At 64.8% G+C, this 17,895-nt stretch carries 18 protein-coding genes; 11 read left to right on the top strand and 7 right to left on the bottom strand.

Annotation, left to right across the window (positions count from 1 at the left end):
- Window positions 1–38 precede the first annotated feature (38 nt).
- From Q0743_RS05925 to Q0743_RS05910, 4 genes are all read left to right on the top strand, one after another.
- Window positions 39–1,013 carry a nitronate monooxygenase gene (locus Q0743_RS05925; protein ID WP_298240644.1) on the top strand — a complete coding sequence of 325 codons (975 nt, stop codon included), beginning with the start codon at window positions 39–41 and terminating at the stop codon, window positions 1,011–1,013.
- 138 nt (window positions 1,014–1,151) lie between these two features.
- Complete coding sequence (locus tag Q0743_RS05920; RefSeq protein ID WP_166818777.1) at window positions 1,152–1,400, top strand: hypothetical protein; 249 nt, start codon at window positions 1,152–1,154, stop codon at window positions 1,398–1,400.
- A 135-nt stretch (window positions 1,401–1,535) separates the two neighbouring features.
- Window positions 1,536–2,267, top strand: coding sequence for a hypothetical protein (locus Q0743_RS05915; protein ID WP_298240643.1), 732 nt, complete (start codon window positions 1,536–1,538; stop codon window positions 2,265–2,267).
- 86 nt (window positions 2,268–2,353) lie between these two features.
- On the top strand, window positions 2,354–3,073 hold the full coding sequence (locus Q0743_RS05910) for a hypothetical protein (protein ID WP_298240642.1): 720 nt from the start codon (window positions 2,354–2,356) through the stop codon (window positions 3,071–3,073).
- 41 nt (window positions 3,074–3,114) lie between these two features.
- Here the strand turns inward: Q0743_RS05910 and Q0743_RS05905 are convergent, their stop codons facing one another.
- Entirely contained in the window at window positions 3,115–4,686 is a 1,572-nt protein-coding gene (locus tag Q0743_RS05905) for a winged helix-turn-helix domain-containing protein (protein WP_298240641.1), read from the bottom strand.
- Window positions 4,687–5,023: 337 nt separating this feature from the next.
- Between Q0743_RS05905 and pcaB the strand changes: the two genes are divergently transcribed.
- Entirely contained in the window at window positions 5,024–6,385 is a 1,362-nt protein-coding gene (pcaB, locus tag Q0743_RS05900) for a 3-carboxy-cis,cis-muconate cycloisomerase (protein WP_298240640.1), read from the top strand.
- Between the two features lie 113 nt (window positions 6,386–6,498).
- Window positions 6,499–7,755 carry an aminopeptidase gene (locus tag Q0743_RS05895; RefSeq protein WP_298240639.1) on the top strand — a complete coding sequence of 419 codons (1,257 nt, stop codon included), beginning with the start codon at window positions 6,499–6,501 and terminating at the stop codon, window positions 7,753–7,755.
- Between the two features lie 26 nt (window positions 7,756–7,781).
- Here the strand turns inward: Q0743_RS05895 and Q0743_RS05890 are convergent, their stop codons facing one another.
- Complete coding sequence (locus Q0743_RS05890) at window positions 7,782–8,336, bottom strand: hypothetical protein (RefSeq protein ID WP_298240638.1); 555 nt, start codon at window positions 8,334–8,336, stop codon at window positions 7,782–7,784.
- 236 nt (window positions 8,337–8,572) lie between these two features.
- Here Q0743_RS05890 and Q0743_RS05885 point away from each other — a divergent pair, with 236 nt between their 5' ends.
- Entirely contained in the window at window positions 8,573–9,028 is a 456-nt protein-coding gene (locus tag Q0743_RS05885; protein ID WP_298240637.1) for a cupin domain-containing protein, read from the top strand.
- 80 nt (window positions 9,029–9,108) lie between these two features.
- On the opposite strand, the gene Q0743_RS05880 is transcribed toward Q0743_RS05885, so the two are convergent.
- From Q0743_RS05880 to Q0743_RS05860, 5 genes are all read right to left on the bottom strand, one after another.
- Complete coding sequence (locus Q0743_RS05880; RefSeq protein ID WP_298240636.1) at window positions 9,109–10,161, bottom strand: amidohydrolase; 1,053 nt, start codon at window positions 10,159–10,161, stop codon at window positions 9,109–9,111.
- Window positions 10,162–10,273: 112 nt separating this feature from the next.
- Window positions 10,274–10,795, bottom strand: a complete 522-nt coding sequence (locus Q0743_RS05875; protein WP_298240635.1) for a hypothetical protein — start codon at window positions 10,793–10,795, stop codon at window positions 10,274–10,276.
- Window positions 10,796–10,860: 65 nt separating this feature from the next.
- On the bottom strand, window positions 10,861–11,673 hold the full coding sequence (locus tag Q0743_RS05870) for an MBL fold metallo-hydrolase (protein ID WP_298240634.1): 813 nt from the start codon (window positions 11,671–11,673) through the stop codon (window positions 10,861–10,863).
- 91 nt (window positions 11,674–11,764) lie between these two features.
- Window positions 11,765–13,294, bottom strand: coding sequence for a permease (locus tag Q0743_RS05865; protein ID WP_298240633.1), 1,530 nt, complete (start codon window positions 13,292–13,294; stop codon window positions 11,765–11,767).
- The gene (locus tag Q0743_RS05860; RefSeq protein WP_298240663.1) at window positions 13,291–14,040 is read right to left on the bottom strand and encodes an ABC transporter ATP-binding protein; all 750 of its coding nucleotides are present in this window, start codon (window positions 14,038–14,040) and stop codon (window positions 13,291–13,293) included. Before Q0743_RS05860 ends, Q0743_RS05865 begins: the two co-directional genes overlap by 4 nt.
- 272 nt (window positions 14,041–14,312) lie before the next feature.
- On the opposite strand from Q0743_RS05860, the gene Q0743_RS05855 reads away from it, so the two are divergent.
- The 4 genes from Q0743_RS05855 to Q0743_RS05840 are packed head-to-tail and all read left to right on the top strand — an operon-like array spanning window position 14,313 to window position 17,892.
- Window positions 14,313–15,188 carry a branched-chain amino acid ABC transporter permease gene (locus tag Q0743_RS05855; protein WP_097662161.1) on the top strand — a complete coding sequence of 292 codons (876 nt, stop codon included), beginning with the start codon at window positions 14,313–14,315 and terminating at the stop codon, window positions 15,186–15,188.
- A gap of 5 nt (window positions 15,189–15,193) precedes the next feature.
- Window positions 15,194–16,345 (top strand): branched-chain amino acid ABC transporter permease, encoded by a 1,152-nt coding sequence (locus tag Q0743_RS05850; protein ID WP_298240632.1) that lies wholly within the window; start codon window positions 15,194–15,196, stop codon window positions 16,343–16,345.
- The gene (locus Q0743_RS05845) at window positions 16,342–17,100 is read left to right on the top strand and encodes an ABC transporter ATP-binding protein (protein ID WP_104465037.1); all 759 of its coding nucleotides are present in this window, start codon (window positions 16,342–16,344) and stop codon (window positions 17,098–17,100) included. The genes Q0743_RS05850 and Q0743_RS05845 overlap by 4 nt, the downstream gene beginning before the upstream one ends.
- 3 nt (window positions 17,101–17,103) lie before the next feature.
- Entirely contained in the window at window positions 17,104–17,892 is a 789-nt protein-coding gene (locus Q0743_RS05840) for an ABC transporter ATP-binding protein (protein ID WP_298240631.1), read from the top strand.
- Window positions 17,893–17,895: the final 3 nt, after the last annotated feature.

Below are 17,895 nucleotides of genomic sequence, written 5' to 3'. Positions count from 1 at the left end.
AGCCCGCACGAGGGAAGCTGCGTGACGAGGAGATTGGCGTGACATCAGATCGACTGCAACGCTTCGGTGATCGTCTCGCCCTGCCGCTGATCGCAGCTCCGATGTTCCTGGTGTCGGGCGTCGAGCTCATGGTCGCTTCCTGCCGGAGCGGGGTGATCGGCAGCTTCCCCACCGCGAATTGTCGCAGCACGGACCAGCTCGATGAATGGCTCACCGCGATCGAGGCGCGGCTGCGTCAGCACGAAGACCAGACCGGCCGCAAGGCCGCGCCGCTCTGCCCGAACCTGATCGTGCACCGCTCCAATGTGCGGCTGGAGCAGGATCTTGCCGTCCTACTGCGGCACAAGCCGGACATCGTCATCACCTCAGTGGGCTCCCCGGCGCCGGTGTTGAAGCCGCTGCATGATGCAGGCGCGCTGGTGCTGGCGGACGTCGCCTCCATCCGGCATGCCGAACGTGCCGCAGCAGCGGGCGCCGACGGGCTGGTGCTGCTCACCGCGGGAGCGGGCGGACAGACCGGCTGGCTCAATCCGTTCGCCTTCGTCCGCGCGGTGCGCGCGTTCTACGACGGCATCGTCGTGCTCGCGGGCGGCATCAGCGATGGCCATGCGCTGCATGCGGCCGAACTGCTCGGCTGCGATCTCGCCTATATGGGCACCAAGTTCATCGCGACGCGCGAGAGCATGGCGGACGATCGATACAAGCAGATGCTGGTCGAGAGCAGCGCCGACGATATTCTGCTCACCACCGCGTTCACGGGCCTGCAGACCAGCATGCTGCGGCCGTCGATCGTGGCGGCCGGGCTTGATCCCGACAATCTGCCGACGCGTGGCGCGATCGATATCGCCGAGGATATCGACATCGCCGCGCGCGAAAGCCGGCCGAAGCGCTGGCGCGATATCTGGAGCGGCGGACATTCCACCTCCGGGGTCACCGAGGTGCTCGCCGTCGGCGATCTCGTCGCGCGAACGGCAGCCGAATACCGGGCGGCGAGGGCGCGCCCTTCCCCGTAGAATTGCGGGACGGCGCGAGTTGCCATTCCGATCACAGTTAATCGAACGCGCGCGCGACATGCCTTATTTAACGGCGGATTAACCAAGGCCCGCCAACAATCCCCTCACGGCCGCCAATCAGGACGAGAGGGACAGGCGATGGATTTCGATTATCTCAACAGCAAGACCGCCGCGACGCTGGACGAAATCCGCGTTCGTGTCGCCCACGCGCTGGCCCGTCATCCGCTCTGCCGCAATGTCCGCTTCGACATCGTCAGCGTCCCCCGCACCCGCCGGGGCGGCAACTGGACGGTGACCCTGCAATCGGTCGAGCCCCGCGCGGTCTGGGAAGCCTCGGAAATCGTCGCCGATATCCAGGACGCCTACGATCTGTCCGCAGCTGCCTGATTTCCTTGGCTTTTGCGCGATGTGTCGCTGCAGACATGCCGATTGTCGCAACGAAGGCACACTCAAGCCTTAATTCGTTCCCTTTTCACGGGCAACGTTAACAAACTCGTGAAGCGGCGGTTCCCGGAGAGACGTTTGTCCAAAGCCATCACCATCGTCGTGCTGACCTGCTTCCTCGTCCTCGGCGCTGCCACCACCGCTATTCTCGGCCGCGACAGCGTGCCCAGCGTCAGCGAAGAGATGATCTCGCAGACGCCTCCAGCCAAGCCCCTTGCAACCAATCGCGCGGCCAAGGCCGACCGTCTGGTCCCGACCCTGGCCCTGGCTTCGGCCGCGATCGAGCCGGTCCAGGTGCCGGCCGACAGGCTTTCGCAGGCGCCCGTGCTGGCCGAGCCGCTGCGCCAGGCCTTTGCCGCCGCCACGCCGGCCGATTTCCCGATGCCCAAGGAGCCGTTGAAGGCCGCGCCGGCCGCGTCCGAAGCGCCCGCCGCCGCTGAGGTTCCCGCCGTCGAAGTTCCGGCCAAGCCGAAGGTTGTGGCCAAGCCGCAGCCGCAGAAACATTATACCTTGCTGTCCGACGCACAGATCTCCGGCATCAGGGATCGCCTGAAGCTGTCCTCGTCGCAGGAATATTACTGGCCTTCGGTCGAGACCGCCCTGCGCAACGTGGTCCGCAAGATCTCGGCCAACAAGCTCTCCAATCCGAACGCGCCGCCCAGTGCGCAGATCGATCCGAATTGTGACGAGGTCCAGCAGTTGAAGTCGGCCGCCATGCCGCTGCTGTTCCAGCTGCGTGACGATCAGAAGGAAGAAGTGCGCAAGCTCGCCCGCCTCATCGGGCTCGAGAAGGTCGCGCAGCAGATCTGAGGCGGGGTTTCCTCCGGGAACCGCTCCTGCATCAGGAACATCTGGCAATCAAAGTGCGTTGCTCGCTCCAAAGAGGGAGTGGATCAATGCGCGCCTCGACTGCCTATTTCGTCGGTGCCGGAACCATCATCGCGGCCATCGCCATTGGTCTCGGCGGTGGCATCGTCGCCGGCAACATCATGAATCCGGTCGCTTCCAAACAGGGTCCGGACACCAGCAAGATGGCGCAGCGCGCCGAATCCGCCGGCGCGCCGGCCGCGACCAACGCGCCCTCGGAACGCGTCAACTATCTCACGGGTACGCAGGCCTTCGGCGCGATTGTCGCGACCCCCGCGCAGGCTGAAGCAAAGCCCGATACGCAGCCCACTCAGGCGAGTGCTGAACCGCCCGCACCGCCGACTTCGCAAGCGGCTGCGGTCGAGCCGTCCAAGGAACAGTCCAAGGAACAGTCCAAGGAACAGTTCAAGGAACCGCCGAAGCCAGCGGTCGCTGCGCTATCCAAGGCGGCAAAACCCGCCGAGCAGCAGGTCTCCGCCGATCCGACATCGTCACCTGACAATGCCTTTGCCAAGGCGAAGGATTCCGACGTGAAGCGTGCCGCGTCAGAACGGCGCCGGATGGAGCGTCGCGAGCGCTGGGCCGAACGTCGCCATTACGATTCTCGCGAGCCGCGCGGCATGCGTGACCGCACCGATTGGGACGATGTCGCGCGCAATGTTCGCGAGGATTCCGATGCGCGCGATTACGCCAGCCGGCCTCGCGGCGGCTTCCCGCAGATCAGGCTGTTTGGGGACGACGACGACTAGTGCTCAGCTGTCGATGATCGCGCGCGCATGTTGCGCCACTGTCACGCCAACCCTGCGCGCCGCAATCCTTCCAGATAGTGCGACCGATCCTCGTCGCGCAGCATCGGCAGTTCGCGCGTGATCCAGGCGAGTGAGACCTCGGGCTGGGCGCGGCGCAGACCTTCCAGGGCTGAAGCTGCGAGTGCCGGGTCTCCTGACATCCCGGCCGCCGCCGTCAGCACGCGGTGGGCGCCGACGAAATCGCCGCGCTGCCGCATCGATTCCCGCGCCATCTGCACGGCTCCCTCGTAGTCGCGGCCGACGAAGCGGGCATAGGCCGCAACCCCGCAATAGATCGCCGCCAGCGGGTCGCGCGGGCTCAGCCGCAGCGCACGGCGCGCGGCGGCATCGCCATCCTGCCATCGTCCGGCGTAGCACAATGTCACGCCGTAAAAGGCATGTGCCATTGCGAAGTTCGGATTGAGCCGCAAGGCCAGCTCGAACTCGGCCAGCGCGTCGTCGAAGCGGCGGCGGAACAGATAGGCGTAGGCCAGGCCGTGGTGGGCGAAGGCGTCCTCGCGATCAGCCTCCACCGCGGCAAGGGCCGCGCGTTCGGCGATAGGCACCGTCGCTTCCATGTCGGCCCAGCCCATATGCGCGCCGAAGATGTGACTGGTTGCGAACAGGCCGAGCGCCTTGCCATAGGCGGGATCGATCGCGACCGCCCTTTCCAGCAATGCTTGCGCAACGGCGTTGTCCTCGCGCGTGATGCGCCAGTGATGGGATAATGCGCGCATCACGAGGTCCCAGGCGTCCAGACTCCCCGGCGGCTTCTGCTGGGCGCGAAAGCTTTCGGCGGCGTAGAGCTGCGGCTCGATCGCGGCGACGATCGCCTCGGTGATCTCGTCCTGGACGGCGAAGATGTCGGCAAGCTCGCGATCGTAGCGCTCGGCCCAGAGATGGCTTCCGGTCGAGACGTCGTTGAGCTGAGCGGAGATGCGCACCCGCTCACCGCTCCGCCGCACGCTGCCTTCCACCACGTAGCGCACGCCGAGCTCGCGCGCGACCTCGCTGAGGTGCACGGCGCGGCCCTTGTAGACGAAGGAGGAGTTGCGCGCGACGACGAAGAACCAGCGCAGCTTCGACAGCGCGGTGATGATGTCCTCGCTGATGCCGTCGGAGAAATAATCCTGCCCGGCCTCGCCGCTCATATTGGTGAACGGCAGCACCGCGATCGCAGGCCGCTCGGGAAGCGGGAGCGCCGCGCGCGGCACCCATGCGGTGCGGCCGGAAGCCGCCGCGATCGCGTCCCCTATCGTGCTGTCTTTGGCCTCGACGTCGCCGACGAAGCGAAACCCCTTGCGGGCGATGGTGCGGATCAGGGCCTGGCTGGCGCCGGTGTCGCCGACCGCCTTGCGCGCCGCGTTGATACGGCTGGTCAAAGTGGATTCGGAGACGCTGCGCCCGTGCCAGATCTTGTCGATCAACTCGTCCTTGCTGACCACCCGGTCGCGGTTCTGCATGAGGTGGACGACGAGATCGAAAACCTGCGGCTCCACGGCAATTGGAACCTGTTCGCGGCTCAGCTCGCGCCTGTCGGTATCGAGAAGATGGTCCCGGAACAGAAACTGCACGTCGAAAACTCTGGTCTCATGACGAAACAGGCAAGCAAAACGACAAAATGAAATTTGGGTCGAAAACCGTGAGTCTGCCGACAGGCATGCTTGGTTCACCGCGAGGGGGTGATGGCAGCCATGCCTTCGGGCAGGGAATACAATCGCGGGTGGAATGTTTCTGTGGGCCGATTGCCGATGAGGCGTTCATCCCGAGGCTCCTCCTGCGCTGCCCCGCATCGCGTGCCTCGCTCCTTTGGGATGGCGAAGTGATCAATCGTGAATGTCCTTTCCCGGACAATGCGGTCTGCGTAAGCTATCGCCCACTGAAAAAACACCAGCCACGAAGAAACGCCCCATGCCCGCCTTCCCTGCCTCCACCACCGTGCTCGATTCCATGCTGTTCCGCGACGCCTTCGGCACGCCCGAGATGCGGGAGGTGTTCTCCGACGTCGCGCTGGTCGCGCGCTATGCCGAGGTCGAGGTGGCGCTGGCGAGGGCGGAGGCGAAGTGCGGCGTGATCCCACAGCAGGCGGCCGAGGCGATCGCGGCGCGGACGGACGTGACGGCGCTCGATTTCGATCTGCTCAGGCAGGAGACGGACATCGTCGGCTATCCGATCCTTCCTTTGGTGCACCAGATGGTGAAGCAATGCGGCGAGGCCGGCCGCTACGTGCATTGGGGCGCGACGACCCAGGACATCATGGATACCGCCGTGGTGCTGCAGCTCCGCGCTGCGCTGGAGATCGTCGAACGCGACATCGCCGAGCTGCGCAGGATCCTCGCCGATCTTTCCAAGCGATATCGCGACACGCCGATGGCGGGCCGCACCCACCTGCAGCAGGCGCTGCCGGTCACCTTCGGCTACAAGACCGCGATCTGGCTCGCCATGTTCGATCGCCATACCGAGCGGCTGGCGCAGCTGAAGCCGCGGGTGCTGGTCGGCCAGTTCGCCGGCGCGGCCGGGACGCTGGCCTCGCTCGGCGACAAGGGGTTCGAGGTGCAGGAGGCGCTGTGCGCCGAGCTGAAGCTCGGCGTTCCCGCCTCGACCTGGCACGTCGCGCGCGACGGATTTGCGGAAGCCGTGAACTTCCTCGCCCTCGTCACCGGCTCGCTCGGCAAGATCGCCCTCGACATCATGATCATGGCCTCGACCGAGTTCGCCGAGATTTACGAGCCGTTCGTCAAGGGACGCGGCGCCTCCTCGACCATGCCGCAGAAGCGCAACCCGATCTCATCGGAACTGATGCTTGCGGCGTCCAAGGCGGTGCGCCAGCATGCCGGCCTGATGCTGGATGCGATGGTGCAGGATTTCGAGCGCGCCACGGGTCCCTGGCACGCCGAATGGATGGCGATCCCCGAAAGCTTCGTGCTGACTGCCGGCGCGCTGCACCAGGCGAAGTTTGCGCTCGCGGGTCTCATCGTGGACGAGGCGAAGATGAGCGACAATCTCGCCATCAGCCGTGGCCTGATCGTGGCCGAAGCGGTCATGATGGGGCTCGCGCCGCAGCTCGGCCGGCAGGAGGCCCACGACGTGGTTTACGACGCCTGCCGTCAGGCCAACGAGAAGGGCATGAGCCTGGCCGATGCGCTGTCCGCGGACACGCGGATCACGAGCCGCATCGATCGTGCCACAATCGAGGCGCTGACCTCACCGAAAAATTACCTCGGGCTCGCGCCCGCCATGGTTGACCGGGTGCTGAAATCGGCAACGCGTTGAAAACCAAAATGCGCAAAACTGCGTATCTTCCCCGTGCCGCAAGGTGCTCGCACACTTGCGCCTTGCGATGCTAGACTTAGATTGAACGAGAGACTTTCGGCAGAGGGCCCGGCATGATTGATCACCGCAATTCCACCACTCCCATCGATCCCGTCAAGCTCGACCGGCTGGCCGAAGTCGCGGTGAAGGTGGGCCTGGGCTTGCGGCCGGGACAGGATCTGCTTCTGACGGCGCCCGCGATCGCGCTGCCGCTGGTGCGTCGGATCGCCGTGCACGCCTACAAGGCCGGCGCCGGTATCGTGACGCCGATCCTGTCGGACGAGGAGATGACGCTGGCGCGCTATCGCCATGGCCACGACAACAGTTTCGATCGCGCCGCCAACTGGCTCTACGAGGGCATGGCCAAGGCGTTCTCGGACAACACCGCGCGGCTCGCGATCGTCGGCGACAATCCGATGCTGCTGTCGGGCGAAGATCCTTCCAAGGTGGCGCGCGCCAGCAAGGCGAACTCGATGGCTTATCAGCCCGCCCTGGAAAAGATCGTCAATTTCGACACCAACTGGAACATCATCGCCTATCCGAGCCCGTCCTGGGCCAAGCAGGTATTCCCTGACGATCCCGAGGACGTTGCGGTCGGCAAGCTCGCGGATGCGATCTTCGCGGCCTCGCGCGTCGATCGTGAGGATGCGATCGGCAATTGGGCGAGCCACAATGCGGTGCTGCGCGAGCGCACCAACTGGCTTAACGGCCAGCGCTTCCGCGCACTCCAATACAACGGACCCGGCGTCGACCTCACCATCGGCCTTGCCGACGGCCATGAATGGGAAGGCGGCGCCTCGTCCGCCAAGAACGGCATCAGCTGCAATGCCAACATCCCGACCGAAGAGGTTTTCACCACGCCGCATTGCCGCCGCGTCTACGGCCATGTCGTGAGTTCGAAACCGCTGTCCTACCAGGGCACGCTGATCGACAACATCGCCGTGCGCTTCGAGGACGGCAAGATCGTCGATGCCAAGGCCTCGCGCGGCGCGGAGGTGCTGAACAAGGTGCTCGACACCGACGAGGGCGCGCGCCGGCTGGGCGAAGTCGCGCTGGTGCCGCATTCTTCGCCGATCTCGCAAAGCGGGCTGTTGTTCTACAACACGCTGTTCGACGAGAACGCGGCGTCTCACATCGCGCTCGGCCAGTGCTATTCGAAGTGTTTCATCAATGGCGCCCAGCTCACGCCGCAGCAGATCGCGGCGCAGGGCGGCAACCAGAGCCTGATCCATATCGACTGGATGATCGGCTCGGCCGAGACCGATATCGACGGCATCCTGCCCGACGGCAGCAAGGTGCCGGTGTTCCGCAAGGGCGAGTGGGCGAAGTAACGCGCGCTCGGTTCCTGCCGAACGGCTCACGCCGCCGCGTTGCGCAGCATTGGATTGTTGTCGATGCTGAAGCGATTGAACAGTGTCGTGAACGGGCTGCCGTCGGTGGCCCGTACGATGGCGTCGGAAGCCGCGATCGCCTCGTAGAGCGCGGCGACCGGATCGTCCGCTTCACCCAGGTCGAGGCTCTTGCGGATCTCCTCGCGGGTCTGGTTGATCTCGTCCTCGTCGTCGAGCGTTGCCTCCAGCGCCTCCGCCGCGCGACGCATCTCCAGGAGGTCGCCGCCCCCGGAAAATTTGAGGATGTCGAGCCAATAGGGGCGGGCGACGACGAGCTGGATGAACGCCTCGAAAGTGTCGGCGATCATTCCCGCGCGTCCCTCCGATGACACGTAAAGCACATTCTGCGGCGGCATCAGCACGAAGGCGCCGCCGGAGCCGTCACTGCCGATCTGCCGGGGGTTTTCGACGCCGTCGACGGTGAACCAGGGCTCCTCGTCCGGCACGAAGGAGACGCCGAGACTGGCGAGCCGGGCGACGACCGTGCGATTGGCTGTCACAACCTCGGGCGTGAGGGGCATCGGCATGGCTCCGTTTTGGTGCTTCCGCGCACTTTGTCGCACCCCAAAAAGGATGGGTTCATGTGCGCGATTTTGCAGGGAAATCGCGACGTTAACCGCGTTGCGCCTGCAACTTCCGGCTGATTTTCGAGGCCTGCGTAAGAAAGAATTAAAAACCGGTGACTAGCGTTCCAACATCATTCGAAACAATCCGGGCCGAGACCCGGCCATACTTATTATATCGCCTGGGGAAGAAGATGTCGCGTTCATTGATTGAAATCGGTAGTTGCAATGTGGACCTCGAGTTGCGGCCGATCGAGCCGTCCTGGATCATCGAGGGCAACCCGGTATCTCGCTCGCACATCCTGTCCACCAGCGCCGACGGCACCGCCTCGACCATCATCTGGCACTGCACCGAAGGCCGCTTCAACTGGTACTACGATATCGACGAGACGATCATGATCATGGAAGGATCGATCGTGCTCGAAAGCGACGGCATGCCGCCGAAGCGTTACGGCCCCGGCGACGTCATTTTCTTCCGCGACGGCGCGCATGCCAAATGGCATGTCGAAGGCTACGTCAAGAAGATTGCCTTCTGCCGCAAGACCAATCCCGTGATGATCGGCTTCCTGATCCGGGTCGTGAACAAGCTCAAGAAGACCTTCGCCTTGACCGGCGAGCGCCGTCCGGCATCGCTGATGGGCGCCGGCTAGAGCTCACATAAGGTTTCAAGGACGCTTCCCAGCGGCCACGACGAAGAGGGGTCGGGATCACATCCCGGCCCCTCTTCTCGTCATGACGGCAGCTCGAGCCGGTAGACATCGGTTGCGGTCTGCGAGAACAGGGCCGTCTTCTCGGCCTCGCTCAGCGGCGCGGCGATCCGTTTGAAGGCGTTGAAGATCACCTGGTAGCTGCACTGGCCCTTGTCGGGCGGGAAATTGCTTTCGAACATCGCGCGCCTGGCGCCGAACGCCTCGATGCAGGTCTCGACATAGGGCCGCCACGCCGCGGCAAGCTCTTCCGATGTCGGCGGTCTCTCGCGCAAATGGAAGTCATAGCCAAGCAGGCACATCGCGAGCCCGCCGAGCTTCACCACCACGTTCTCGCATGTCGCGATGTCACGGATCGAGGCGCGCCATTGCGCAAACACCTCCTCGCGCTTTCCTGCGAAGCGGCCGGTTCCGGCCGGGCCGCCGCAATGATCGAGCACGATCCTGGTGTCGGGGAAGGCGCGCGCCAACTCGGTCAGTTCGCCGATCTGCGGATGGAACAGCCAGGCATCGAAGCTGAGGTTCAGCGGGGCGAGGCAGGCAAATCCCTTGCGGAAGGCCGTGTCCTGCAACAAGCCCTTCGGCCGGTTCGCATACATGCCGGCGACGACGGGATCCTCATCCCAGGCCGAGGAATGCCGGATGCCGCGGAAGCGGCCGTTGCCGGCCGCGATCTCGGCCTCCAGCACCGCCTTTGCGGTGTCGCCTAGCAACAGATTGGCGTGGCTGACAATGCCGGCGCAGATCGCGGCCTTGCCGTAGCCGCCGCTGGCGCTCATCGCGGCGACGCCGTTGGCGAACTCGACCTCGCCGACGGGCCGGAATGCCTCGGGCCCATGCGCGCGGTACATCGAGCGGCAGTCGACATAGACGGTGGCGATGACGTTGTGGCCGGAGGCGACGTCGGCGGCCATCTCCTCGATCAGATAGCGGTGCCCGCGATTCCAGAGATGATGATGGGGATCGACGATCGGCCGCGAGGGATCGATGATCTCCTCCCGATGCAGCGCGAGCCAGTCCTCGCGCGGCTCGACGAACAGCCCGCTCGTATTGGCGGGCACACTGCTTGCAGCCATCGGCGTTCGCTCCCTCGCGTTTCTTGTGAGGAGAGCCTAACACCTCATATCGTCCTGCAGCTGCGCGCGTTGCGCAACCGCACCCGTCTTCGCGAGCACAGCGGTGCCTCGGTCAGCCCTTCCGCCGCCTCGCCCTTACGTCGACCGTCAGCCGCCAATCGGTCGCGGGGGGCGGCTTGGCCTCGCCGAGCCAATGGAAGGAATCGGTGGTGATCTCGGTAAAGCTCCAGCGCGTCAGTTCGCCGACCTCAGTCGTTCCCTCCTGCACGATGTCCTGTCCGCGCGGACGGCCGATCTGCTGGCGGAACACGCAGCGCGCGGGATCGAACCAGCAGATCCGCCATGCGGACATGGTGGGATCGTAGACCCGTAGCGTCGTGCCGTACCAATTGCCGGCGATCGGAAAGGCCGGCGCGCCTGCGGGCCGGGGGATGATCCAGACATCCTGCACGGCGCGGCCCTCCAGCACCCAGCCGAAATGGATTTCGCCGGGCGCTATGTGTTTCGTCCCGTCGGGGCCATGCGCCGTGATCTCGGCGTCCCAGTCGCCGACGAAGCGGCCGTAGAGCTGCAGCGCCGCGGCGTGTTCCGCATTCGGACCATCGGCGTGCAACAATCTCGCAAAATCGGTCATGTCGATCTCCTCTGGCGAGGAGAACAGCACCGAAGGGCGGCAGAAGGCTTGGAGAAAATTGCGCCTCAGACGCCGTCGAGGATGATCACCGTCGGCTTCGACGGCAGTGCATCCCGCGACATCCGGAAAGACCGTCCGGTGCGCCGGTCGATCTCGAACTCCTGGCCGATCCGCTGCATGAAGTCGTCGAGCGGAGTGGCGAAGCGGTGCATCGGCAGCACCACCGAGGAGCGCAGGCGCTTGGTGATCTCGGAAATGCCGCCCAGCGACATGGTGTAGGTGCCGTCGATCGGCACCATCACGATATCGAGCCGCCCGATCTGGGCGAAATGGCTGTCGTCGAGCTTGTGGTGGAGGTGGCCGAGATGGCCGATGCAGAGGCCGGCGACCTCGAAGATGAAGATCGAATTGCCGTCGCGGATCATGTCGGTGCCGGCATCGTCGCCGAAATAGCGGCGGATGTCGGTGGTGACGTTGCGGATGAAGGTGTCACTGATGCGCTTCGACACGATCGCCGGCTTGCCGTCATCGCTCCAGCCGTGCAGCACGTGGGGAATGCCTTTGTCGGGAAACAGCGAGTAGTGCGTGCTGTGGGCCCGGTTCATGGTCACGACGTCGGGGAGCCGTCCCACCTGATAGGCGCCGCTGTAATCGGTCGCAATGCGCAGGCCGCCGGGCGTGTCGATGAAATAGGTGGAGTGGCCGGCATAGGTGATCTCGACCTCCGCCGCGGTCGCCGCCTGCCGGAATGCAACGGGCACGGCGCGCGGTGTCGCGTTGGCCATCGCCAGGCATTCGCTGCGCTGGGGCTGCTGGGCGAGGGTAGGGGTCAGAAATGCGCCGAACAGCGCCAGAGCCGCCGAAACCAGTCGCCGCATGGATCCGTCCCCGATGACTTCACGGCGAAGTCTAGCGTGCAATGCAGCGTCTCGCCAATGGGGTGGGATCAACAACGCGTCAGTGTCGCACCTATTGCTCGCGTTTTGGGCTGAACTTCCAGGTGATCGCGACGAGACCTGCGGTGATCAGTCCGCAGATGAGGCCGGCGATCGGCAGCGCGAGCAGCAGCGCGGCGCTGGCGGCCCAGCCGATCGAGGAGAAAGCTTCGGCGAAGGTCGCCAGCCGCGACGAGGTCTGGCGGCGGCGGAATTGGCTGCGCCGGGCTTGGACCCGGAACCAGAGCTGGATCGCGGTCGCCGAGGCCGCGCTGATGATGATCGCGGCGGCGCTGACCGCGGCCTGGTAAGGTGAGGCGATAGCGAGTGTCGCAACCAGCGGGCAGAAGATGACGGTGATCGCGATCAGCACCACCTCGATCTTGGCGCGGATGACGCCGGACGGCGTCAGCGGCGCGGTCGCGACCAAATCGGGGGCGTCCTCGCCCGAGATCGTCAGCCAGGCAAGTCCGCCGGCAAGCTGTCCGGCCGCCATCACGATCACGGGCGTGATCAGTGTCAGCGCCGCGGAGCTGTCGGCAAAATTGCGCCAGAGCAGCAAGGCCGGTGGCACCAGATAGAGCAGCTGCATCAGCGTCTGCGAGATCAGCCAGGGATCGCGCCAGAGCAGCGAAAACTCCTTGCGCCGCAGCGCCTGCTGCCGCGACCCGCCGCGGAACGGGCGCTCCTTCGCGCGCCTGCTGCCGGGGCTGCCATAGGCCGCGGCATCGATCGCGGTGTCGGCAAAGCGGTGCGAGAACATCGCCATGACGCTTCCGAGCAGCACCAGGGCGAGCGCCAGAAGCAGCAGCAGGGCCTTGCTGTCGCCCATCACCGCCCGCGCCGGCCACCACCAGATGCTGTCGGCATCCGGCGCGTAGGCGACGACGCTGCCCGAGGTCAGGATGGTGAAGCGCGACAGCGTGCCGTAGGACATGATCGCCGCGACCTGGAGCGCGATCACGAAGCCGGCGCCGATGATCGCGGCGAGGATCTGGGCGATCAGGCGCGTCCGCGCCGGGCCGATCAGGCGAAACAGCAGGATGGTGACGGCGATCGCGATCGCCGCGGCCGACAGGCCCATCGCAACCACCACGCCGAACGCCGCGAGCCAGCGCGGCCCTCCGCCGATCACGAGCACGTCGATGAAGGGCGTCGAGAACAGCACTGCGATCGCGGTGACGGACAGCGCGATCGAGGCGATGCGGACGGAGAACAGATTGGCCAGTGTCGCCGGCGAGGACATGATCAGGTCGAGATCGGCGCGGGCGTAGAACACCCGCGTCACGGATTCGATTGCCTGTGACAGCATCAAGGTCCAGGCCAGGAAGATCGTCGCCGAGATCACGATCAGCGAGGATTTGTCGAGCGGCAGTTGCAGATCGGCGAAACGGCCGATCACCGCCCAGGCCGGCAGGTGCAGCAGAGCGGCGAAACAGAGAAGGCCGATGATGGCGGCGCGCGTCCGCTTGCGCCGCCCGCCGGTCATCATGGCGAACCATTCGCGCCAGGCGAGCCGGAGCTCGTGGCGGGCGAACCAGGACAGCGCGGTTGCCGAGCTCATGCCGCTTCCGGCAGCGTCACCAGCGCGATGAAGAGATCCTCCAGGCTGGTGTCGGCATGGCCGTTTTGCTGGCGCAATTCGGTCAGCGTGCCCTCGGCGACGAGGCGACCCGAGGCGATCACGCCGATGCGGTCGGCCATCCGTTCGGCCACTTCGAGAATATGCGTGGTCATGATGACGGTGCAGCCGGCGCGGACGCGTTCGCTGAGCAGGCCCTTCACATGGCGGGCGGAGACCGCATCGAGCCCCGTCAACGGCTCGTCGAGGATGATGAGGCGGGGATCGTGCACCAGCGCGCCTGCGAGCGCGACTTTCTGGCGCATGCCCTTGGAAAAGCCCTCGCAGCGTTCGTGACGATGCGGCGCGAGGCCGAGCGACTCCAGCAGGTCCTGCGCGACGGGCTGCGAAACCGACGGCGCGATGCCCCAGAGGCCGGCGACGAATTCGAGATATTCGAGCGGGGTCAGCTTGTCGTAGATCATGGGCTCGTCCGAGACCCATGCCATCACCTGCTTGGCGGCGACGGGACTCTGGAGCGCATCGATACCGAAGATCGAGACTGCACCGGCGTCGGGACGCAGCAGGCCCGCAACCATGCGCAAAGTGGTGGTCTTGCCGGCGCCGTTGGGGCCGACCAGGGCGTAGAATTCACCGGCGTGAATGGTGAGATCGAGGCCGTCGACCGCCAGGCGGTCAAAACGCTTCGTTAACCCCTTAACGTCCAGCGCGGAGCTGTCCGGCTTCATGACGGCCACACCATCCGGTTTTGCATCGCTCGCGACCATGACCTGAAGATGTTTCGGCACCGTGAATCGCGCAGCAGCAAATTCCGGCATACGGGTTGGACTAAAGGCAAGTCACCGTGCAAGTCACCGTTTGTTGACAGCGCTCAGCGGTTCAGGCTGAATTGGTTCCGGACAAATGGAGCTAACGCGGCGAAACGACTGCGTAGCGACTGGACACAAGATGCGGCAAGGCGGCCAAAAGAGGCGCCGTTGCATCGGGAGGAAGCGCGGCGATGCTGGATTTCGTTCAGCAGCTGGTCAGCGGTGTTGCGCTCGGCTGCGTCTACGGCCTGATCGCGCTCGGCTTCGTGCTCGTCTACAAGGCCACCGAGGTCGTCAATTTCGCCCAGGGCGATCTGATGATGCTCGGCGGCTTCTTCGCCTTCACCTTCATCGGCATGATGGGCCTGAACTACTGGATCGGCTTCGCCGGTGCGGTGGCGGCCATGGCGCTGTTCGGCATGCTGGCCGAGCGCGTGGTGGTACGGCCGATCCTCGGCTATCCGCAATTCTCCATCATCATGGCGACGATCGGTCTCGGCTATTTCCTGCGCTCGATCGCCGGCATGATCTGGGGTACGGACGATCTGAAGATCGAGACGCCGTTCAGCCAGGGCGTGCTGCGGATCGGATCGCTGGTGCTCGCCTATGACAAGCTGTCGGTGATCGCGGCGACGATGATCCTGTGCACGCTGCTCTGGCTGTTCTTCAACAAGACCACGCTCGGCACCGCGATGCGCGCCAGCTCCGAGAACATGCTCGCCGCCTATTACATGGGCATTCCGGTCAAGCGCGTGGTGTCGGTGGTCTGGGCGATCAGCGCGGCGGTCGCGACCTGCGCCGGCGTGCTGCTGGCGCCGATCACTTTCATCCATTCCAATGTCGGCCTCGTGCTCGGCCTGAAGGCGTTTCCCGCCGCCGTGCTCGGCGGCTTCGGCTCGATCCCGGGCGCCGTGGTCGGCGGCGTCCTGATCGGCGTGATCGAGAGCATGGCAGGGTTCTACCTGCCCGAAGGCTGGAAGGACGTCGCACCTTACATCGTGCTGCTCGCCGTGCTGCTGCTGAAGCCCGAAGGCCTGTTCGGCCATCACGTCCGCAAGAAGGTCTGAACGCCATGCGCTTCCTGTTCAAGACCGACTATGAGGACGACATCAGGCTGTTTCCGCATTCGGGCTATTTGGTCTCCTACGGCATCCTGCTCGCGGTGCTGCTGATCGCGCCCTATATGCTCTCCAGCTATCTGATGAGCCAGCTCGTCTTCGTCTGCATCTATGCAACCGTAGGCGTCGCGCTTCTGATCCTGACCGGCTTCACCGGCCAAGCCTCGCTTGGGCATGCTGCATTTCTCGCCATCGGGGCCTACACGGCGGCCTATTTGCAGAAATACAACGTGCCGTTCCCGGTCTACTTCCTCGCCGCCGGAGGCTTGACCGGCATCATCGGCGCGATGGTCGGCTTTCCCGCCCTGCGCCTGACCGGCATCTACCTCGTCATTGCCACCATCTCCTTTGCCCTGATCGTCGAGGAGATCCTGGCGCGCTGGGAGAGCGTCACCAACGGCAACGAGGGCATGCGGGTCAAGACGCTGTCGCTGCTCGGCGTCACCGTGCCGCGCGACAGTCCGACCTTCTACTATCTCTGCTTGGCCGTTCTGGTGCTGACCATCGTCGGCACGCTCAATCTGCTTCGTTCGCCGACAGGGCGCGCCTTCGTCGCAATCCGAGACAGCGAGACGGCGGCGCGCAGCATGGGGGTCAATGTCGCGCTCTACAAGGTGAAGTCCTTTGCGATCTCGGCGGCGATCACCGGCTTTGCCGGCGTCCTGTTCGCGCACAAGCTGTCCTTCATCTCGCCGGAGATGTTCACGCTGCAGCTCTCGATCGAGTTCATCATCGTGATCCTGATCGGCGGCACCTTCAGCCTGCACGGCGCGGTGCTGGGCGCGATCTTCATCGTGATGATCGATCCGTTCCTGACCTATCTGAAAGACGACATGCCCGGCATGATCGCCGGCATCGCCGCGACGTTCGGCGCCGGTCCGGCCGCCGCGGGAAGCATCAAGTCGAACGTCGCCGCCTTTGCCTCGCTCAATGGCCTGAAGGGCGCGATCTACGGCATCATCATCGTGCTGTTCGTGCTGTTCGAGCCGCTCGGGCTCTACGGCCGCTGGCTCAAGATCAAGCTCTTCTTCCAGCTGTTCCCGCTCTACAAGCGCGCCACCTTCAAGCGGCAGAAGATCTACGTGAAGTCGGAGCGGAACCGATGAGCTATTTCCGCGCCGAGAATCTGTCGTTGCATTTCGGGGGCCTCAAGGCCGTTGATGCCGTGTCCTTCGCGGTCGAGAAGGGCGAGATCCTGTCGATCATCGGTCCCAACGGCGCGGGCAAGAGCTCGATTTTCAATCTGATCTCGCGGATCTACCGGCCGACCTCGGGCCGCATCTTCTTCGAGGACCAGGACATCACGGAAGAGCCGCCCTACGACATCGCCAAGCTCGGCATCGCCCGTACTTTCCAGAACATCGAGCTGTTCGAGAACGCCACCGTGCTCTCCAACCTGCTGGTCGGCCGCCATCGGCATTCGACCACGCAGCTCTGGCAAGAGCTGCTGTTCCTGCCGAGCGTGCGCGCCAACGAGAAGGTGCACCGGCGCCGGGTCGAGCAGGTCATTGAATTCCTCGATCTCGAACCCTATCGCGACAAGCTGATTTCCGGCCTGCCTTACGGCGTGCGCAAGGTGATCGAGCTGGCGCGCGCGCTGTGCTCCGAGCCGAAGTTGATCCTGCTCGACGAGCCGTCAAGCGGCCTCAATGTCGAGGAGACCGACGACATGTCGTTCTGGATCCGCGACATGAAGAGCGAGCTGGGGATCACCGTGCTGATGGTCGAGCACGACATGTCGCTGGTCAACCGCGTCTCCGATCGCGTCATCGCGCTGAACTACGGAAGGGTGCTCGCCATGGGCTCGCCCGCCGAGGTGCAGCAGCACCCTGATGTCGTCGCCGCGTATCTGGGAGCCTGACGCATGGACGCTGCCGTGACGCCTGATGTCATCCTCAAGCTCTCCAACATCGAGAGCTATTACGGGCCGATCATGGCGATCCGCGGCATTTCGCTGGAGGTGCCGCGCGGCCGCATCGTGACGCTGCTGGGGGCGAACGGCGCCGGCAAGACCACGGTGCTGAAGACGATCTCTGGCATTCTCGATCCGCAGAAGGGCTCGATCGAATTCCTGGGCAAGCCGATCCAGCGCATGGAGGCCGACCGCATCGTGCGGCTCGGCCTCAGCCATGTGCCGGAGGGGCGCGAGGTGTTCCCGTTCCTCTCCGTGCGCGAGAACCTGATGATGGGCGCCTATCCGCGCAAGGATCGCGACGGCGTCGCTGACGATCTGGAGCGGGTCTACGGCTATTTCCCGCGCCTGAAGGAGCGCATCAACCAGCCGGCCGGACAGCTCTCGGGCGGCGAGCAGCAGATGCTCGCGATCGGACGCGCACTGATGAACCGGCCGACGCTGCTGTTGCTCGACGAGCCCTCGCTCGGCCTCTCGCCGCTGCTGGTGAAGGAGATCTTCACCATCATCCGGCGCGTCAACGAGGAGCAGGGCATGTCGATCCTGCTGGTCGAGCAGAATGCCAAGGTGGCGCTGGAGACCGCGCATTACGGCTATGTGCTCGAGATCGGCCGCATCGTCATGAACGACAGCTGCGACCGCTTGATGCATTCCCAGGACATCCAGGAGTTCTACCTTGGCGCCAAGGAAGCGGGTGCGCGAGGCGAGCGGCGCTGGAAAAAGAAGAAGACGTGGCGGTGAGGA

The sequence above is a fragment of the uncultured Bradyrhizobium sp. genome (assembly GCF_936943645.1).
Lineage (GTDB): Bacteria > Pseudomonadota > Alphaproteobacteria > Rhizobiales > Xanthobacteraceae > Bradyrhizobium.
This window is presented reverse-complemented; position numbering and strand designations above follow the sequence as displayed.